Annotated in this window: 18 protein-coding genes and 2 pseudogenes; 10 read left to right on the forward strand and 10 right to left on the reverse strand. The window is 71.7% G+C overall.

Annotation, left to right across the window (positions count from 1 at the left end; all coding sequences use genetic code 11):
- Nucleotides 1–227 precede the first annotated feature (227 nt).
- On the forward strand, nucleotides 228–1019 hold the full coding sequence (locus ABT300_RS10845) for a COG4705 family protein (protein ID WP_351673944.1): 792 nt from the start codon (nucleotides 228–230) through the stop codon (nucleotides 1017–1019).
- Nucleotides 1020–1047: 28 nt separating this feature from the next.
- On the opposite strand, the gene ABT300_RS10850 is transcribed toward ABT300_RS10845, so the two are convergent.
- Genes ABT300_RS10850 through ABT300_RS10870 form a run of 5 tightly spaced genes read right to left on the reverse strand, consistent with a single transcriptional unit; the run spans nucleotide 1048 to nucleotide 5131 of the window.
- On the reverse strand, nucleotides 1048–2427 hold the full coding sequence (locus tag ABT300_RS10850) for a sensor histidine kinase (RefSeq protein ID WP_351673945.1): 1380 nt from the start codon (nucleotides 2425–2427) through the stop codon (nucleotides 1048–1050).
- On the reverse strand, nucleotides 2424–3086 hold the full coding sequence (locus ABT300_RS10855) for a response regulator transcription factor (protein ID WP_351673946.1): 663 nt from the start codon (nucleotides 3084–3086) through the stop codon (nucleotides 2424–2426). Before ABT300_RS10855 ends, ABT300_RS10850 begins: the two co-directional genes overlap by 4 nt.
- Nucleotides 3040–3858 carry a phosphatase PAP2 family protein gene (locus tag ABT300_RS10860; protein ID WP_351673947.1) on the reverse strand — a complete coding sequence of 273 codons (819 nt, stop codon included), beginning with the start codon at nucleotides 3856–3858 and terminating at the stop codon, nucleotides 3040–3042. The genes ABT300_RS10855 and ABT300_RS10860 overlap by 47 nt, the downstream gene beginning before the upstream one ends.
- A complete protein-coding gene (locus ABT300_RS10865; RefSeq protein WP_351673948.1) occupies nucleotides 3855–4460 on the reverse strand; it encodes a phosphatase PAP2 family protein in 606 nt (201 codons plus the stop codon). Before ABT300_RS10865 ends, ABT300_RS10860 begins: the two co-directional genes overlap by 4 nt.
- Nucleotides 4457–5131: a DedA family protein gene (locus ABT300_RS10870; RefSeq protein ID WP_351673949.1), complete on the reverse strand. Its 675-nt coding sequence runs from the start codon at nucleotides 5129–5131 to the stop codon at nucleotides 4457–4459. The genes ABT300_RS10865 and ABT300_RS10870 overlap by 4 nt, the downstream gene beginning before the upstream one ends.
- Before the next feature lie 135 nt (nucleotides 5132–5266).
- Between ABT300_RS10870 and ABT300_RS10875 the strand changes: the two genes are divergently transcribed.
- From ABT300_RS10875 to ABT300_RS10890, 4 genes are read left to right on the forward strand one after another with little or no spacing between them, the layout of a single operon-like run.
- Nucleotides 5267–5638 (forward strand): BlaI/MecI/CopY family transcriptional regulator, encoded by a 372-nt coding sequence (locus ABT300_RS10875; protein WP_351673950.1) that lies wholly within the window; start codon nucleotides 5267–5269, stop codon nucleotides 5636–5638.
- The gene (locus ABT300_RS10880) at nucleotides 5635–6564 is read left to right on the forward strand and encodes a M48 family metalloprotease (RefSeq protein WP_351673951.1); all 930 of its coding nucleotides are present in this window, start codon (nucleotides 5635–5637) and stop codon (nucleotides 6562–6564) included. The genes ABT300_RS10875 and ABT300_RS10880 overlap by 4 nt, the downstream gene beginning before the upstream one ends.
- A 50-nt stretch (nucleotides 6565–6614) precedes the next feature.
- Nucleotides 6615–7133, forward strand: a complete 519-nt coding sequence (locus ABT300_RS10885; protein WP_351673952.1) for a hypothetical protein — start codon at nucleotides 6615–6617, stop codon at nucleotides 7131–7133.
- Complete coding sequence (locus ABT300_RS10890) at nucleotides 7130–8083, forward strand: lysylphosphatidylglycerol synthase transmembrane domain-containing protein (RefSeq protein ID WP_351673953.1); 954 nt, start codon at nucleotides 7130–7132, stop codon at nucleotides 8081–8083. The genes ABT300_RS10885 and ABT300_RS10890 overlap by 4 nt, the downstream gene beginning before the upstream one ends.
- Before the next feature lie 36 nt (nucleotides 8084–8119).
- On the opposite strand, the gene ABT300_RS10895 is transcribed toward ABT300_RS10890, so the two are convergent.
- Nucleotides 8120–8434 (reverse strand): hypothetical protein, encoded by a 315-nt coding sequence (locus tag ABT300_RS10895; protein ID WP_351673954.1) that lies wholly within the window; start codon nucleotides 8432–8434, stop codon nucleotides 8120–8122.
- Nucleotides 8435–8784: 350 nt separating this feature from the next.
- Between ABT300_RS10895 and ABT300_RS10900 the strand changes: the two genes are divergently transcribed.
- Genes ABT300_RS10900 through ABT300_RS10915 form a run of 4 tightly spaced genes read left to right on the forward strand, consistent with a single transcriptional unit; the run spans nucleotide 8785 to nucleotide 12532 of the window.
- Entirely contained in the window at nucleotides 8785–9723 is a 939-nt protein-coding gene (locus tag ABT300_RS10900; protein ID WP_351673955.1) for an ABC transporter ATP-binding protein, read from the forward strand.
- A complete protein-coding gene (locus ABT300_RS10905; protein ID WP_351673956.1) occupies nucleotides 9720–10559 on the forward strand; it encodes an ABC transporter permease in 840 nt (279 codons plus the stop codon). Before ABT300_RS10900 ends, ABT300_RS10905 begins: the two co-directional genes overlap by 4 nt.
- A 27-nt stretch (nucleotides 10560–10586) precedes the next feature.
- Nucleotides 10587–11867 carry a sensor histidine kinase gene (locus ABT300_RS10910; protein WP_351673957.1) on the forward strand — a complete coding sequence of 427 codons (1281 nt, stop codon included), beginning with the start codon at nucleotides 10587–10589 and terminating at the stop codon, nucleotides 11865–11867.
- Nucleotides 11864–12532: a response regulator gene (locus ABT300_RS10915; RefSeq protein WP_351673958.1), complete on the forward strand. Its 669-nt coding sequence runs from the start codon at nucleotides 11864–11866 to the stop codon at nucleotides 12530–12532. The genes ABT300_RS10910 and ABT300_RS10915 overlap by 4 nt, the downstream gene beginning before the upstream one ends.
- Here the strand turns inward: ABT300_RS10915 and ABT300_RS10920 are convergent.
- From ABT300_RS10920 to ABT300_RS10930, 3 genes and pseudogenes are all read right to left on the reverse strand, one after another.
- Nucleotides 12496–12660 carry a hypothetical protein gene (locus ABT300_RS10920; protein WP_351673959.1) on the reverse strand — a complete coding sequence of 55 codons (165 nt, stop codon included), beginning with the start codon at nucleotides 12658–12660 and terminating at the stop codon, nucleotides 12496–12498. The genes ABT300_RS10915 and ABT300_RS10920 overlap by 37 nt on opposite strands.
- A gap of 113 nt (nucleotides 12661–12773) precedes the next feature.
- Nucleotides 12774–12994, reverse strand: a pseudogene (locus ABT300_RS10925) (winged helix-turn-helix domain-containing protein); the annotation flags it as partial.
- 36 nt (nucleotides 12995–13030) lie between these two features.
- Nucleotides 13031–13261: pseudogene (locus ABT300_RS10930) on the reverse strand (bile acid:sodium symporter family protein); the annotation flags it as partial.
- Nucleotides 13262–13388: 127 nt separating this feature from the next.
- Between ABT300_RS10930 and ABT300_RS10935 the strand changes: the two are divergent.
- Nucleotides 13389–14228: a COG4705 family protein gene (locus ABT300_RS10935; RefSeq protein WP_351673960.1), complete on the forward strand. Its 840-nt coding sequence runs from the start codon at nucleotides 13389–13391 to the stop codon at nucleotides 14226–14228.
- A 196-nt stretch (nucleotides 14229–14424) separates the two neighbouring features.
- Here ABT300_RS10935 and ABT300_RS10940 read toward each other — a convergent pair.
- Nucleotides 14425–15241, reverse strand: a protein-coding gene (locus ABT300_RS10940) for an IS5 family transposase (RefSeq protein WP_351673961.1) whose coding sequence is annotated in 2 segments (ribosomal slippage) — nucleotides 14425–14899 and nucleotides 14898–15241 — 819 coding nt in all. Because the reading frame shifts where the segments join, the coding sequence is not laid out codon by codon here.
- Nucleotides 15242–15311: the final 70 nt, after the last annotated feature.

Genomic DNA, 15311 nt, shown 5'->3' on the forward strand with positions numbered 1-15311 from the left:
TTGCTGAAGCGGGCGAACCGGGCAATGTGGCCTGCTTTACAGTCGCCAGGTCGATGCCCGGAGACCGCCGGTACCACCGGCCGCACCCTGCTGACCAGCGCATCGGCCTCCGTGTTCAGGTCGCTTTCAGGTTCGGCGGCACCTCGGGCAACTCCCGTACCGGAAGCGCCAAAACTCTGGCAAAGGGGTCTGTGGTGACGGTCGGGCACCATGTCATCGTGCCTGCCATGTCGACTGATCACCTTACTCACGACCGGCCTGTGGGCCACATCCGTCACGCGGCGAGCAAGGTGCCGGAGGTGACCGTCTACTTCTGGATCATCAAGGTGCTGACCACCGGGATGGGTGAGACGGCGTCCGACTTTCTGGCCCACCTGTTCGGCCCGATCCCTGCTGTCGGCCTCGGCGGCATCGCCCTGGTGGCTGCTCTGGCGGTGCAGTTCGCCGTCCGCCGGTACGTGGCGTGGATCTACTGGACGGCGATCGTCATGGTCAGCGTGTTCGGCACGATGGCCGCAGACGTCCTGCACGTCGGCCTCGGGGTGCCGTACACGCTCTCGACACCGTTCTTCATGGCCGCGCTGGCCGCCGTCTTCGCCCTCTGGTATCGCAGCGAGCGCACCCTGTCCATCCACGGCATCCACACCCGCCGTCGTGAGGTCTTCTACTGGGCGACTGTCCTGGCCACCTTCGCCCTCGGCACCGCCGCAGGCGACCTCACCGCCACGATCGGCCTCGGCTACCTGGGCTCCGCCCTCCTGTACGCGGCCGCGATCGCCGTTCCGGCCGTCGCTCACCGGTGGGGGAGCCTGAACGCGGTGGCCGCGTTCTGGGCCGCGTACGTCATCACCCGCCCGCTCGGCGCCTCGGTCGCCGACTGGATGGCCGTCGGCCACAGCCGGGGCGGACTCGACGTGGGGCTGGGGCCGGTCACGCTGTCCTGGACGGTGGCCATCCTCGGCTTCGTCGGCTACCTGGCCGTCTCCCGCAAGGACGTCCAGCGCGACATCACGCCGTGACATGCCGGTGACGTCGAGTGCGGGGCGGTCACCCGGCAGGCAGGCTGACCACGAATCGTGCCCCGGGCGTGTGTCCGGGGTCGTACGTCACCTCGCCGCCGGCGGAGCGGGCCAGGCGTCGCGCCAGCGGCAGTCCCAGGCCGGCTCCGCTGTGTCCGTCGCCGGGATCCGCTCGCTGACCGGGCTCGAAGAGCTGCTCGGCGAACGGGAGCGGTACGCCGGGCCCGTCGTCGATGACGTCGACGCGTACGCCGTCCGGTGTGCGGTAGGCGCGGACGGCGACCTTGGAGCGGGCGTAGCGGCAGGCGTTGGTCAGGAGCGGGCTGACGATGCGTTCGAGGAGGGCGGGCGGGACTCCGGCCTCCAGCGGTGGACCGTCAGCGGCGACCGTCAAGTGACCGGGCGCGTCGAGGACTTCGGTGAGGCGTCGCAGCGTGGGGAGGATCTCGGCGGTGCCGGGAGCGGTGAGTGCGCCACCGCGGGCGTCGTCGAGAAGGGTGTCGCAGATGGTGCGCATGGACTGGGCGGCTTCCGCGATGACCTTGTGGGTGGCGTGGGTCTGGTCGGTGGTGCGGGGGCGGGTCTGCCACCAGTCGAGTTCGGCGATGATCCGGCTCAGGGGTGTGCGCAGCTCGTGCGAGAGTTCCCCGGTGAGCTGCCGCTCGTGGCGCAGGAGGGTGCGGATGCGGTCCAGTATGGCGTCCAGCGATGTACCGAGGCGCGCGAGTTCGACCGGGTGCCGCATATGGCCGAAGCGTTCTTCGGAGGTGACGGCGCTCCACTGGGTGGCCTGGTCGGTCATCGTGCGGACCGGGCGCAGCGCGCGGCCCACCGCCAGCCGGGTGAGAGCGTAGGTGCAGGCGAGCATCACGGCGTCCAGGGCGAGCGATCCCAGGAGCAGGGTGTCGGCCGAACTCCGGTACGGCGAGAGGTCGAGCGCGGTGACCACCGTGGCCTCGCTGTCGGCCTCGGACACCGGCTGCGAGCACAGCCGGAGGGGGCCGTCGACGTCGGCGGTGACGCACCGCAGCCCGCCGCGCCCGGCGAGGGCGTTGGCGACGCGGGTGAGAGGGGCGGCGTTCGGCGGCTCCTCCAGCAGGCGTCCGCTGGCGTAGATCCATACGTTGGCGTCGAGGAGGGCGTCGTTGGAGGTTTCCAGGACGCGTACGGTCGTGCCGGTGGTGTCGATGGTCGTCGCGACGGCGGCGGCGCGGGTGCGCAGTTCGTCGTCCGCCTGGTGCTGGAGTCGGTGCTGGGCGACCACGTTGAAGGCGACGGTGAGGACCAGCATCAGCAGTGCGGCCGTGGTGAGGGCCACGAGGGAGAGCCGGCCGCGCAGAGTGCGGGGCGCCAGACGGTGGAGGAAGGTGGTCACGGCGGGCCGCAGCCGGTGGCGGGTGTCGCTCATGACAGGCGGTGGCCGATCCCGCGGGCTGTGCCGATCGTCCGGTCGCTGCCCGCCTCGCGCAGCTTGCGGCGCAGTCGGGTCAGGTACTGGTCGAGGGTGTTGTCGTGGACCTGGGCGCCTTCGGGCCAGGCGGCCCGGACCAGCTCGCGGCGGCTCACGATGCCGCCGGAAGCCGCCATGAGCGTGGCCAGGAGGCGGAACTCGGTCGGTGTCAGGTCGACTTGGGTGCCTCGGACGCTGACTGTGTGCCGGATGGCGTCCAGTGCCAGGTCGCCTGCTGTGGCGGCAGGCGGCGGTGCGGCCCGTTTGAGGGCTGCCCGCAGGCGGGCCGCGAGTTCGGTGAGGTGGAAGGGCTTGGGCAGGTAGTCGTCGCCTCCGGCCGAGAACCCGGACAGCCGGTCGCTGAGCCGGTGGTGAGCGGTCAGGAAGATGACGGGGGAGAGGAATCCGTTCGCGCGCATGGCCTGGCACACGTCCCGTCCGTCGCCGTCGGGCAGCCCGATGTCGAGCACGGCGGCACAGACGTCGGCGGTGGCCAGTCGTAGGGCGGTGGCGCCGTCCGATGCGGGCACGGTGTCGAAGTCCTCGTCGCGCAGTCCGCGCATCAGCACGTCACGCAGGGCGTGATCGTCCTCGACGACCAGGATCGTCTGGCGCATGGTCCTCCCTCTGGTCTCGTGCCACGTCCGTCTGTTCCGCTGCGGTGTCCGTTCGGCCCCCAGCCGCGCTGCCCGTCGGTTCTGCCGTCCGTCGCGCCGAGTCCGTGTCCATGTCCGTCGTGCCGGGGGTCAATCGCTCGGGAAGCCGGCGGGCCACAGCGCTCAGGCACAGGCCCAGCCAGCCGAGGGCGAACAGCCAGCCGCCGAGGACATCGGTGAACCAGTGCACTCCCAGGTAGACGCGGGTCAGACCGACCGACGCGCCCCAGGCGCAGATGACCAGGGTGAGCAGGGTCGTGCCGCGCGGGCGGCGCACGCGGACGACGACGATCAGCAGTCCTGCGGCGAGGGCCGACGTGGTGGTGTGACCGGACGGGAACGCCCATCCCGAGGCGTGCGTCGCCCAGTCCGCCAGGGGCGGTCGAGGCCGGGCGACGAGCGTCATCACCGCGTACCGCAGTGCCTGACCCGCCCCGAGGCAGAGCAGACACAGCGCGACGGCAAGCGCGCGCTGCCGGCGGGTGCGCCCCGCGAGGATGCCGGCCAGCGCCGCCAGCGCGTACGGGACGACACCGGTCCCGGTGGCGGTCAGCCCGCGGGCGAGCGCCACCGCCACGTCGGGCCGGTGGGCGACGGACCAGGAGACGAGGTCGGCGTCCGCGAACAGCGGCAGGCCGTCGTGACCCACCACGACCATGGTGAGCACGCCGAACGCCGTCCACGCGCCGAGGCCGCAGCTGCCGGCCAGTTCGGCCACCTCGCCGCGCTTCACGACACCACCAGCAGCGGACGCAGACGGCCGGCCGCGAGCCGCAGGGCTGCGATCTCCGCACGGCTGCGCAGTGCCGACATGACGAGCAGGGAGACGAGAGCGCCCACCACGATCCCTGCCAGCACGTCGTGCGGGTAATGCGCCCCCACCCAGACACGCGAGACGGCCATCGCACAGGCAGCTACAGAGGCGAGGGCGCCGAGTCTGCGGGAGACGAACAGCAGGGCGACGGCGGCCGCGGCGGCGATGGCCGCATGGTTGCTGGGAAAGGACCAGTCGCCGGGCGCCGGACACGCCTCCAGCGTGGTCACCCGCAGACTCTGGCAAGGACGGTCCTCCCGCACCAGCAGCTTCAGTGCCGCGTCCATCCCGAAGGCCGCGACCACGACGAACGGCACGGCGAGCGCCGTCACCGACGCGGCGGCGTCCACACGCCGGGCGCGCCACCAGCCGACCGCCATGAGCACCGCGAACAGGGCGAGCCCGTACGTCGACCACGCCGACACCGCGTCGTCCAGCCACACCGGAGCACGCTGAGCGATGTTCACCACGTCGGTGTAGGCGGAGCCGTCGACCGATGAGCCGTCGAGGGTGAGAATCATCCGCGTGCCCCCTGCGCCTTCGCCTTCGCGTCCCGGCGTGAGCGGTGCACCTCGGAGGCGACCGGAATCAGCGACAGGGCCACGATCACCGCGACGATCGGCAGCAGATAGCGGTCCACGTTCGGCACGGAGGAGCCCAGCGCGTATCCCGCCAGTGTGAGGCCGAGGCTCCACACCAGTCCGCCCGACACCTGCCACACCGTGAACGTGCGCACCGGCACCCGCAGGGCGCCGGCCATCGGGTTCAGGACCGTGCGCACCACCGGAACGAAGCGGGCCAGGACGATCGCCTTCGCGTATCCATAGCGTTCCAGCAGCTCCTTCGCGCGTTTCGCGCCCTCGTGCAGGCGGGCCGAGCGGCTGCGGGAGAGCAGGGTGCCGCCCGCTCGACGGCCCAGGAGGTATCCGCACTGTGAGCCGGCCAGCGCTCCGACCGCCGCGGCGACCAGGAGTGGGGCGAGTGAGAGCTTCAGGCCGCTCTCGGCGGTGCCGGTGCACAGCAGACCGGCTGTGAACAGCAGCGAGTCGCCCGGGAGGAAGAAACCGATCAGCAGCCCGGTCTCGGCGAACAGCACCACGCCCACGCCCAGCACGCCGAACGCGGACAGCAGCGACCGCGCGTCCAGCACATTGACGGCGAGCTGCGACGATAGATGCATGGCTGTGGTCATCGTCGGGAGCTCCTTCATCGTTCTTCCGGACTGCCGGATGCGGCGGAACGGTGGCGCGGTGGCATCCGGTTACTGACTACAATCCTGTAGACGGTCTACTGAACTGTAGACGATGGTGGAGTGAGGAACGTTCCCATGAAGGACGCGAGGGACGAGAGGCGGCCGGCCGGCGAGCTCGAAGCCGCCGTCATGGCCGCGCTCTGGGCCGCCGGGGCCCCGCTCACGCCAGGGCGGGTGCAGGCCGAGCTCGGCTCCGGCCTGGCCCGGACGACGGTGACGACGATACTCACCCGTCTGCACGAGAAGGGCGTCGTCGACCGGGAGCGGGAGGGCCGCGGCTACGCCTACTTCCCCGTCCAGGACGCGCCCGGCCTGACCGCCCGGCGCATGCACACCGAACTCGACCGGGACACCGACCGGGAGACGGTCCTGGCCCGCTTCGTGGCCCAGCTCAGTCCCGGCGACGAGGAGCACCTGCGCCGGCTCCTGGAGGGTGACGAGCGATGACCGCCCTGCTGCTCCTCCCGCTGATCCTGCCCTTCCTCGCGCCGACGCTGGCCCGCCGAACCCTCGACCGCCTGGCCCCCGCCACCGCGCTGTGGGTCCTCACCGCCTCGGCCCTGGCGCTGGCGGGAACCTGCGTCGCCGCCCTGGGGGCCCTCGTCCTGACCGGACTGCTCACACTCCCCGCCTTCGCCGCCCTCGGCGAGCTCGTCCACCCCCTGCGGACCTCCTCGGACTACCTCGTCGTCCCCGCCGCCATGGCGGCCACCGGGGTGCTCACCCTCAGCGTCTGGACCCTCGCGCGCTCGGCCCTCCGGCAGACCCGCGCCTTCCGCACCGCCCGCACACAGGCCGGCCGCCGCCCCGCCGCAGGTGACCTGTGCGTGATCGAATCGCCCGATCCGGACGCGTACGCTCTGCCCGGGCGGCCCCACCGCATCGTCGTCACCACCGCCATGCTGCGCAGTCTGGGACCTGCCGAGCGTGAGGCCCTCTTCGCCCACGAGCGCGCCCACAACCGGGCCGGCCACCACTACTTCCTGGCCGCCGCCGAACTCGCCGCCCACTGCCACCCCGCCCTGCGCGCCACCCGCGCCACCATCCGGTTCGCCGCCGAGCGGGCTGCCGACGAGGCCGCCGCCGAGGTCACCGGGGACCGGCGCCTGATCGCCACGGCCATCGCCCGCGCCGCCCTCGCCGGAAACGCCTCCCCCTCCACCCGCCCGGACTTCGCACCGGCGGCGACGACCGGACCGGTGCCGCAACGCGTCGCCGCGCTTCTCGCACCCGCCCGGACGCACCCGCGCACCACCCGCCGTACCGCGTTCCTCCTGGTGGCCTGCACGGTCCTGTCCGTCGCCGCAGGAGCGGCAGGCGTCGTCGACTTCCACCACGAGGTCGAGGTCGCCCAGGGCGAGGAGGCTCCTTGACCGGTTCGGCCTCGTCGGCCCACTGCGCTGAAGCTCAACCTGCCCGCTGCGTGTCAGCCTCAGTCGGGGACCGGCTCCCACAACCGGAGCAGGCCGCCGGTGGCTGTGCGCCGCCGCCCTTCCTGCTGCCCGCCTATGCATTGCCGACCGTTCCCGTCGCCGATCTCCTGGTGCGCTTCGTGCGGGCGCCCGGACGGATCCGCCGGCCGCTTGCCGTGACGCGGCCGGCGCTCGCTCTGGCCGGGCGTCTGGCTGCGCAGCTCGTGGTGCTGGAGGACACCGTGCGCCGTACCAAGGCGGCCCGCCGCGAGTGGGCCTCCGTCTTCGCCGGGCTGCACCGGCTGGGCGTCGTCCCGCCCTGTCGGGTCACGGGAGCGAACGACGTCCCGATCGCCTACTGCGGGGGCTGTTCCTCCGCCGCGACCATCGGCCACGACGCCGACAGCACCTCGGCCGGCATCCGGACCGCCCGCCGTCTGCCTGGCTGCGCCCGGTCCTGGACCCCGCACCAGGTGGCCGGCGTGCGCGTGTACGTCTCGCCCGCGGTGACGGCGGGCGGGCGGCCGTGAGCGCCACCGGCGTTCCGCTGTCCCGCGGCCTCGGCCGGCCGTGGCAGCTCGCCGTCACCGCAGCCGTGGCGGTGGCGGCCGGCTGGGTGCTCGCCGCGCACCGGCAGACGGTGGACGCTGGTGCCGACCGCCTTGCCGTCGCCGATCGAGGCTGGCTGCTGGCGGCCTGTGCGGCCGCTCTGGCGACCTGGGTGTGCGCGGCCGTCGCCCAGCAGGGAGCGGTGGCCGAACGGCTGCCCGCCGGGCGGCTGTTGGCGGCACAGTTCGCGGCGTGCGCGGCCAACCACGTGCTGCCTGCCGGGGTCGGCGCGACCGCGGTCAACCTGCGGTTCCTCACCCGCTGCGGCCTGCCCACCGCCCGCTCGGCGACCGCGCTCGCGGTCAAGGCAGCCGTCGGCGGGCTGGTCCGCTTCGCGCTGGCCGTCGTACTGCTCCTCGCCTCGCCCCGCACCCCGCGGCTTGCGCCGACCATCCCGCGCGCCTGCGTCACGCTCTCGGTGGTCGGCTGCGTCGCCGTGGTCACCGCAGCCGTGGCACTGAGCCGGACGGCGCGTCGCGGTGTGGGGCGCGCGGTCGGCCGGGTCCTGTCCGACGTGCGGGCGGTGCACGCCCGGCGGGCCAGGGCATGCGCGTTGTGGGGCGGCTCGCTGGGCTTCACCCTGCTGCACGCCGCCGTCCTGATCGCCGTGGTCCGGGCACTGGACGTGCCCGTGCCCGCCGCTCACGTCCTGCTGGCGTACGTCGTTGCCGGCGGCGCCGCCGTACTGCTGCCCACTCCGGGCGGTCTGGGCTCGCTGGACGCCGCGCTCGTGCTGACGCTCACCGCGACCGGGGTGCCGGGAGCCGCGGCCCTGTCGGCGGTCTTCGGCTACCGGCTGCTGACGGCCTGGCTGCCGCTGTTCCCCGGCCTGTTGGTACTGGCGCTGCTGGTCCGCCGCTCCGTCCTGTGATCCGGGTCGGGCGCCGAAAAGGATCCGCGGCGTGATCTAGACCCCGCCGTTTGGATCAGACCGTGGGTGGCGGCGGGCGCGGAGCCAGTGGACACCCTTCACGGCGTAGACAGCGGTCAGGAGCGGGAAGCCTGCGAGGCCGAGCCAGATCCAGGATTCCCCTACCAGGAAACTCAGCAGCATGCCGCCGAAGAGCAGCAGGGAGCCGACGGTCTCCAGCAGGTCAAGACGCGCCTTGCAACGCAGCGCGGAATTGGCTTCCCGCAGTCGATGGATGACGGGGAAGAGCGCGATGACCTGCCAGAAGAACACAACGAGAAAGATCCAGTGGAACCAACCGGGTATGCCCACGGCGCGCACTCTATCGGGCGCCGAGAACCCTCCGGGGGAAGATCCGAAAGAGCCAACGCCGCGTCGGACAGCTGGAGCCTGGTCGAGAGCACGGAACGGGCCAGTGCAGGGCGCATGCCGGGGCGGCGGGCGCCGCGGGCGGGTGCCCGTCGCAGCGGCCGGACGTCCGCTGCCACCACAGCGGCGCCGACGTGCACGGCAAGCGCCGCAGGTAGGAGCGTAGTACCGCGGTACTACGCACCCGCCGCAGTTCAGCCCTCTGGTACCACCGGATTGGGGTGATTTGGCACTTAGCGTTGCGGGTGTGGCGTCGGAGGTGTGGACGCCGGAGCCCGACAGGGAGAACGCGAATGATCGACGCACGGCGGTTGACCAAGAGGTACGGCGAGAAGACGGCCGTCGACGGGCTGGACTTCGTCGTGAAGCCCGGCACGGTGACGGGCTTCCTGGGGCCCAACGGCGCGGGCAAGTCCACGACCATGCGCATGATCGTCGGCCTGGACGCCCCCACCAGCGGCTCCGTCACCGTGAACGGCCGCCCCTACGCCCGCCACCGGGCGCCGCTGCAGGAGGTCGGCGCCCTCCTGGAGGCGAAGTCGATCCACCCGGGCCGCTCGGCCTACCAGCACCTGCGGGCCCTCGCGCTGACCCACGGCATTCCCGGCAGCCGGGTCGGCGAGGTCATCGACCTCGCCGGCCTGGGCAGTGTGGCGAAGAAGCGGGCCGGCGCCTTCTCCCTCGGCATGGGCCAGCGGCTGGGCATCGCGGCGGCGCTGCTGGGCGACCCGCAGACGGTGATGCTGGACGAGCCGGTCAACGGGCTGGACCCGGAGGGCGTGCTCTGGATCCGCAACCTGCTGAAGGGGCTCGCCGACGAGGGCCGGACGGTCTTCGTGTCGTCGCACCTGATGAGCGAGATGGCTCTGGTCGCGGACCACCTGATCGTCGTGGGGCGAGGGCGGCTGCTGGCCGACACGACCGTGGCGGACCTGATCCGCGAGGCGGGCGGCGACACGGTCAAGGTGGTGACGCAGGACCCGGCGCGGCTGCGGGATGTGCTGGCCGGGCCGGGCGTCGACGTCACCGGCCGGATCGGCTCCGAGGAACTCCAGGTGACCGGGCTGACCGCCCGCGAGATCGGACTCAGGGCCGCCGAACACGGCATCGCGCTGTTCGAGCTGAGCGCGCGAACCGTGTCACTGGAAGAGGCCTTCATGGACCTGACCAGGGACGCCGTGGAGTACCACGGCTCCACTACCGGCATCGACACCCTCGGGAGGCCCGCATGAGCACCCTTACCGCGACGGCGGAGGAACCCAGGACTGCACCCGCCCGTCCCGCCTGCCGGGTGACCGGACGGCGCGTGCTGGCCTCCGAGTGGGCCAAGCTGTGGTCCCTGCGCTCGACCTGGATCACCCTGGGCCTCGGCCTGCTGTTCCTGGTGGCCTTCGGGCTGATCGCCGCGAGCCGCTACAAGTCCGAGATCGGCTCCAGCCACATGGACCCGGACTTCGCCGCCTCGACGGCCGTCAGCCTGTCCCTCTTCGGCACGAACTTCGCCCAACTGGCCCTGGGCGTCCTCGGCGTGCTGGTCACGGCGGGCGAGTATTCCACCGGGATGATCCGCTCGACGCTGGCGGCCGTACCGCGCCGTCTGCCGGTGCTGTGGTCCAAGGCGGCCGTGTTCGGTCTGGTCGCGCTGGCCGTGGGGACGCTCGGCGCGTTCGTCGCCTTCCTCGTCGGCAGCGGCATCGTCTCGAGCACGCCTGCGGCCATGGGCCTCTCGCAGGCCGGCGTCCTGCGGAGCCTGCTGGGCGCCGGGCTCTACCTGGGCCTGGTCGGAGTGATCGGGGCCGCGCTGGGCGCGCTGCTGCGGTCGGTGGCCGGCGGGATCTCGGTCCTGGTGGCGACCCTGATGCTGATCCCCGGACTGATCTCACTGCTGCCGAGCGCCTGGCAGGACGACATCAGCCCCTACCTGCCGTCCCACGCGGGCCAGGCGATGTTCGCCCTGACCCACGACTCCACGACCCTGTCGCCGGGCGCCGGACTGCTGGTGTTCCTGTGCTGGACGGCGCTGGCGCTGGGCGGCGCGGCGTACCGGCTCGTACGCAGTGACGTCTGACGCCCGCACCATGGACAGGTGACGTCCGTGACCACCGATGACATCAGCGGGATGGGACCGCTGGTCGCCCGACTGTCCCGGGGCGGCCAGCGGTTGCGGCATGCCGACCGGAAACATCCCTGGGTGCTGGACACCGCGGTCGTCGTCCTGGTCTTCCTGATGTTCTGCCTGCCCGACCTGATCCACGGCGGTGTCGACGACGGCGACGGTCCGCGCCGGTTCCGGCTCGCCTTCACCCAGCTGCCCGTAGCGGGAATGCTGGTACTGCAAGCCGGCCTGGTACTGCCGCTGTTGTGGCGGCGACGCAAACCGGCGGCTGCCTTCGCTGCCATCACGGCGGTGTTCGTCCTCCAATGGTCCCTGGGCGCGCCGCTGCGTGCGGACATCGCCCTCTTCGTCGCCCTGTACAGCATGGCCCTGCACGGGCGGCTGCGGCAGCTGCCGTGGGCCTGTGCGGCCATGGCGGGCGCGATGGTGCTGGTCGCGGTCCGCGTGTCCCCGGCCGTGTCCGTGTGGGACGCACTGTTCTTCCTGCTGAGCACGGCGACCGCGGCCCTCGCCCTCGGGATGATGGTGCGGATCCGCCGGGCCCAGCTCGCCGGACTGCGGGAGCGGGCGGCCCGGCTGGAAATAGAGCGCGACCAGCGCAGCAGGCTGGCCACAGCCACCGAACGCACCCGGGTCGCCCGGGAGATGCACGACATCGTCGGCCACAACCTGTCCGTGATCATCACGCTCGCCGACGCCGGCGCCTACGCCACGGACATCGCCCCCGAACGGGGCAAGGAAGCCCTGCAGCTCATCGGCGACACCGGCCGGCAGGCCCTCGGCGAGCTGCGGCGCGTGCTCGGCGTCCTGCGCGAGGCCGGGGACGGCCCACCGGGCGGACCCGAGCTCAGCCCGCAGCCCGGCATCGCGGACATCGAAGCCTTGTGCGGCAAGGTGCGCGCCGCGGGACTGGAGGTTTTCTACCGGACCTCCGGCGACGTCGAGGCACTGGACAGCGGCGTGCAGCTGACGGTGTACCGCATCGTCCAGGAAGCCCTCACCAACACCATGAAGCACGCCGCCGACGACGCCCGGGTGCACTTGGCGGTCGTCGTGACGGGCTCCCGGCTGAGCATCCGGGTCCAGGACAGCGGCCCGGTCACACCGTCCGGACCGCCGGACGAGGAAGGACACGGCCTGGTGGGCATGCGGGAGAGAGCGGCTCTGTACCGCGGAACGATCAGCGCGGGGCCGACCGGCGGCGGGGGATGGACCGTCGAAGCCGTCCTTGACCTCACGCCCCGGGGCGGTGACCGGTGACCACGGTGCTCATCGTGGACGACCAGCCGCTGCAGCGCTACGGCTTTCACCTGCTCCTGGACTCGGTCCCGGAGACCGATGTCGTCGGGGAGGCCGCCCACGGCGCCGAAGCGGTCCGCAAGGCCGCCGAGCTGCGCCCGGATGTCGTCCTGATGGACGTCCGCATGCCCGGCATGGACGGCATCGAGGCCACCCGCCGGATCGTCGCCGCTGGCGGCCGCTCACGTGTCCTGGTGCTCACGACGTTCGACCTCGACGAGTACGTCCACGCCGCGATCCGGGCCGGTGCCAGCGGCTTCCTCCTCAAGGACGCGCGTCCCGAGGAGCTTCTCGCCGGGATCCGCGCCGTTGCCTCGGGCGACGCCGTGATCGCACCGGCTCTCACCCGCCGCCTCCTGGACGAGTTCGCCCAGTACGTCCCGGCCCACCGGGGCGACGCGACCGAGGACCCGAGGCTCGGCTCCCTCACCGACCGCGAACGGGAGATCCTCGTCGCCGTCGGCAAGGGCTGGACCAACGGTGAGATCGCCGCCCGGTTCGTCCTCTCTGAGTCCACCGTCAAGACCCACGTAGGCCGCGTCCTGGCCAAGATCGGCGCTCGCGACCGCATCCAGGCGGTGATCTTCGCCTACGACCACGGCCTCGCCCGGCCCAGCGTGGACTGAACCGGCGAGCGGCGGCCGGAAAGGACGCGCTCACGGCCGGGCAGGCCGACGGTCGTGGTGGTCTTGAAGCCCTCGGTCTTGTTGGCCCGGATGGCGAAGCCATGGGTGAACGTCTTGCTGAGGTCCACCGACGACTTCACATTGCCGCAGTTGCTCCGTGGCCAGGGAGGTCTTCGGGCCACCGGTCGGCATCAGGCCGTCGGGGAGGAGGCACGGCATTGGGCCGTTGCGGTGGTGCCTGTCAGGGTTCCAGGCGGTAGCCGTGCCCGCGCAGGGTGGTGATGCGGAGCAGGCTGCCGGGGTGTACCGAGGCGTCGGCCGTCCGCGCGAGGCGTCGGCGCAGGCGGCCATGGTGACGTCGAGGGTCTTGGTGGAGCCGAACCAGTTCTCGTCCCAGACCTCGGCCATCTGGGTCTCCCGGGAGACGGCCTCCCCTGCGTGCAGGGCCAGGACGGCGAGCAGGAGGAGCCCGACTCCGAGGACGGAGGCTGAGGACGGTCAGGCCCCGGCCGCGGTGGGAGCCGGTCGCAGCCGGGTGACGATCCGGTTCGCGGTGGTCTTCTGCAGCAGCCCGTAGGCGAGGACCGGCAGCAGCAGGTGCGGTTTGTCGGGCAGGGACGCGGTGATCAGCACCGCGCTCGCGCTGCTGTTGTTCATGCCGCAGGCGAGCGTCAGCGACGAAGCGGTGCCCGCCTCCAGCCGCAGGACGCGGGCGGCGACCCGGCCGAGCCGGTGCCGCAGCCAGGACGCGGCGCGGGTGTGCATGGCCCCATCGTGATCAGGCCGGACCCGGCGGGCCGGGAAAGCCGCGCGGCAGTCAGGATGCGTTCAGGTAACCGCTGGCAACGTCCTGTCCATGACCTACGAACTCTCCGAGACTCCCGAGGCCGAACCGGGCACGAGTGCCTCCGCTCGCCCCTCCCGCCGTCTGCGCTGGAACAAGGTCCCCGAGGTCACCGCCTACTTCTGGATCATCAAGGTGCTGTGCACCACGGTCGGCGAGACCGCTGCCGACCTGCTCAACGACAAGGCCGGTCTGGGCCTGACGGGCGTGTCGGTCCTGATGAGCGCGCTGCTCGCGGTCGTCCTGGTCGTCCAGTTCCGTACGACCGCCTACCGAGCGGGCGTGTACTGGCTCGCCGTCGCCCTCATCAGCGTCGTCGGCACGCTGATCAGCGACAACCTCACTGACAACATGGGCGTCCCGCTGGAGGCGAGCACCGCGGCGTTCGCCCTCCTCCTCGCGGTTGTCTTCGCCGTCTGGTACCGGCGGGAACGGACCCTTTCCATCCACAGCATCGACACCACCAGCCGTGAGGCGTACTACTGGCTGGCCGTGCTGTTCACCTTCGCCCTCGGCACGGCCGCCGGCGACCTCGTCTCCGAGCGCATGGACCTCGGCTACTGGCTCTCGGCTGTCCTGTTCGCCCTGGCCATCGCCGCCGTGGCGATCGCGCACTTCGCGCTGGGTCTGGACGCGGTGTGGAGCTTCTGGATCGCCTACATCCTCACCCGCCCGCTCGGCGCCTCCATCGGCGACTACCTGTCCCAGCCGACCGGCGACGGCGGCCTCGGGTTCGGCACCGTCGTCACAAGCGGGCTCTTCCTGGCCGTCATCCTCGGCCTGGTCGTCCATCTGGCGGTGACCCGCAAGGACGTCGCGGACCCCGCGCGCGTGACGCGGCAGGCGGCCTGAACGGCTGGGAAGGCGTTCAGGAAGCGTTCAGGTGATCATCGGCAAGGTCGGACACCACGGCCGGCCCGCGCGGTCGGACCGTGTGTCGCAGGGCGCCCGTCCCCCTCGCGGAGACGGGTGCCCTCACACACCCCCCCACGAACAGGAGTGTCCGATGATGGAGAATCCCGAAGTCCTCACCGACTTAGACGGTGTCCTACGTGGTGAGGCGGACGAATCGCTTGTAGCAGCACATTGCTGCGGCGAGGCCGAGAAAGGCCAGGTAGTTGCGTGGATCGCGTTCATAGCGAGGGCTGAGTCTGCGGTAGCCGGACAGCCACGAGATCGTGCGCTCGATCACCCACCTTCGTCGGCCCAAGCGTTCGCTGGACTCGATGCCCTTGCGGGCGATACGCACGCCGATGCGCTTGCCCCGTAACCATTTCCGCAGGTGGGAAATGTCGTAGGCCTTGTCCGCATGCAGGCGCTGAGGCTTGAAGCAGCGGCCGTTGTGGGGGTCGTGTCTCGTTTGGTGACCGGCCACCATGGGCTTCAGCCCTTCGCTGTCGTGGACGTTGGCGGCGGAGACGCCGACGACCAAGGGCAGTCCGTTCGCGTCCGACAGGACGTGCATCTTGGAACCCGGCTTGCCCCGGTCCACGGGGCTCGGACCTGTGTGTCCGCCCCCTTTTTGCCCGCACGTGGGCGGAATCGAGCGACACGCGGGAGACGTCGACGAGGCCCGCGTCGTCGAGCCGATGCAGGACCGCCTCGTGCAGCCGGCCCCATACCCCGGCCCGCGACCAGATCAGGGATCGGCGATGGGCCGTCGACTTCGATATCCCGAAGCACGGCGGCAGGGCCCGCCAGGCGCACCCGCTGACCAGCACATAGACGATCGCCGCGAACAGCGTCTCATCAGGCGTGTTCGGCGTTCCACCGCCCTGCGGCCGCACCCGGTCCTCCGGAATCAACGGCCTGGCGAGCTCCCACAAGCCGTCCGGAACAATCCAACTCCACGTACCCCGCCCCATGAACAGACCAACGAGCGATCACCACGTAGGACACCGTCTTAGACGTTGCCGCCGGGCAGCAACGGGCCGC

The sequence above is a fragment of the Streptomyces sp. NPDC001027 genome, assembly GCF_040299045.1.
Taxonomy (GTDB): domain Bacteria; phylum Actinomycetota; class Actinomycetes; order Streptomycetales; family Streptomycetaceae; genus Streptomyces.

What these genes read in the sequence shown, in the direction of transcription:
- ABT300_RS10875 (WP_351673950.1), top strand. Translation starts at nt 5,267, where the DNA reads ATGAAGGACGCGAGGGACGAGAGGCGGCCGGCCGGCGAGCTCGAAGCC.
- ABT300_RS10850 (WP_351673945.1), bottom strand. Translation starts at nt 2,427, where the DNA reads ATGAGCGACACCCGCCACCGGCTGCGGCCCGCCGTGACCACCTTCCTC.
- ABT300_RS10865 (WP_351673948.1), bottom strand. Translation starts at nt 4,460, where the DNA reads ATGATTCTCACCCTCGACGGCTCATCGGTCGACGGCTCCGCCTACACC.
- ABT300_RS10935 (WP_351673960.1), top strand. Translation starts at nt 13,389, where the DNA reads ATGACCTACGAACTCTCCGAGACTCCCGAGGCCGAACCGGGCACGAGT.
- ABT300_RS10870 (WP_351673949.1), bottom strand. Translation starts at nt 5,131, where the DNA reads ATGACCACAGCCATGCATCTATCGTCGCAGCTCGCCGTCAATGTGCTG.
- ABT300_RS10905 (WP_351673956.1), top strand. Translation starts at nt 9,720, where the DNA reads ATGAGCACCCTTACCGCGACGGCGGAGGAACCCAGGACTGCACCCGCC.
- ABT300_RS10845 (WP_351673944.1), top strand. Translation starts at nt 228, where the DNA reads ATGTCGACTGATCACCTTACTCACGACCGGCCTGTGGGCCACATCCGT.
- ABT300_RS10855 (WP_351673946.1), bottom strand. Translation starts at nt 3,086, where the DNA reads ATGCGCCAGACGATCCTGGTCGTCGAGGACGATCACGCCCTGCGTGAC.
- ABT300_RS10900 (WP_351673955.1), top strand. Translation starts at nt 8,785, where the DNA reads ATGATCGACGCACGGCGGTTGACCAAGAGGTACGGCGAGAAGACGGCC.
- ABT300_RS10880 (WP_351673951.1), top strand. Translation starts at nt 5,635, where the DNA reads ATGACCGCCCTGCTGCTCCTCCCGCTGATCCTGCCCTTCCTCGCGCCG.